Source organism: Marinicrinis lubricantis (assembly GCF_042658665.1).
In the GTDB taxonomy this organism is placed as follows: Bacteria; Bacillota; Bacilli; order Paenibacillales; family KCTC-33676; genus Marinicrinis; species Marinicrinis lubricantis.
Window position 1 is genome coordinate 1 of the sequence record NZ_JBHSQV010000068.1, and the last position, 1137, is coordinate 1137.

The 1137-nt window shown below is 50.0% G+C and carries 1 protein-coding gene and 1 pseudogene; both read left to right on the forward strand.

The features are described 5' to 3' along the window. Positions 1-329, forward strand: a pseudogene (locus tag ACFPXP_RS08070) (IS21 family transposase); the annotation flags it as partial. 2 nt (positions 330-331) lie between these two features. Next, positions 332-1087 (forward strand): IS21-like element helper ATPase IstB, encoded by a 756-nt coding sequence (istB, locus tag ACFPXP_RS08075; RefSeq protein ID WP_379893725.1) that lies wholly within the window; start codon positions 332-334, stop codon positions 1085-1087. The last annotated feature ends 50 nt before the right edge of the window (positions 1088-1137 follow it).

Here is a 1137-nt window from a genome sequence, read left to right on the forward strand (position 1 = left end):
CTAGTGTAGCTCAAGGTTATCTCGAGGAGATTTACAAGCGGAAGCCGCGGTATATGCGAGATCAATTGCAGGCGATTGAAAAGAGCGTGTCAGAGGTTACTGAGAAGGCGGCTAACCAAGCGCTGGCCTATTGCGTAAAGCACCAGTTGTATCGTGCTGCTGACTTCGCCAATGCGGTACACCACTACATGGAAAAAGCAAGCCACCAGGCTGTATCGGCGACTCAGAGTGAGTTAAAAATGCTTGTCCAAGTGGACGATGCGAAATTGAAAGCCAAACCCCAAATACGGGCTTTCCAAACCTATGAACGCATCCTGGGAGGTGGTTAAGCATGTCGGTATCCACTGGGGAACTGAAGCAATGGATGAGTACGCTCAACATGACCGAGGCCGCACACGTCCTCGAAGAGAGCCTATTGGATGCCCAATCTAAGGAATGGAGTTACGGGCAATTCTTGCATCATCTCCTACGTTACGAGCTGCGGCGGCGGGAGGATAAGCAGCGGGCCAAACGAATGAAGTGGGCTGCGTTTCCCTTCATGAAATCGTTGGATGACTTTCGACTGGAAGAACAGCAGTCCCTCAGCAAGCGCCATATGGAGCAATTGCGGGAGTTGCTTTGGCTCGAACATACGTACAATCTCATACTTTTGGGCCCGCCCGGGGTCGGTAAAACCCACCTTTCTGTGGGGCTGGGAATGGAAGCATTGGAGCGAGGGCATCGAGTAAGCTTTGTCGCCATGGACAACCTCATCCATCTGCTCAAGACACAGGAGATTGCACGGACATCGCAGACCCGGATGAAGCGTATCCTAAATTCCGATTTGGTGATCATTGATGATCTCATGTTTATGGCTATGGAGAAAAGTGAGTCGAATTTATTCTTTCAATTTGTGAACAAGCTCTATGGCCAAGCATCGATCATTCTAACCTCGAACAAGGGCCCAGAGGATTGGGGCGAGCTGCTAGGCGATCCGGCCATCACGACAGCTATTCTCGACCGGATCTTGCACAAGAGCGAAGTGATAAAGCTAAGCGGAGATAGCTTCCGCCTCAAGCACCGAGAAACCATATTTGGTAATTCATAGGTGTTGAAACTTATTTAGCGGAATCTGCTCAAAAGTACTTGACGGTTACA

Excerpts from the sequence above, each read along its gene's own strand:
- istB (WP_379893725.1), top strand. The coding sequence starts at position 332 with ATGTCGGTATCCACTGGGGAACTGAAGCAATGGATGAGTACGCTCAAC.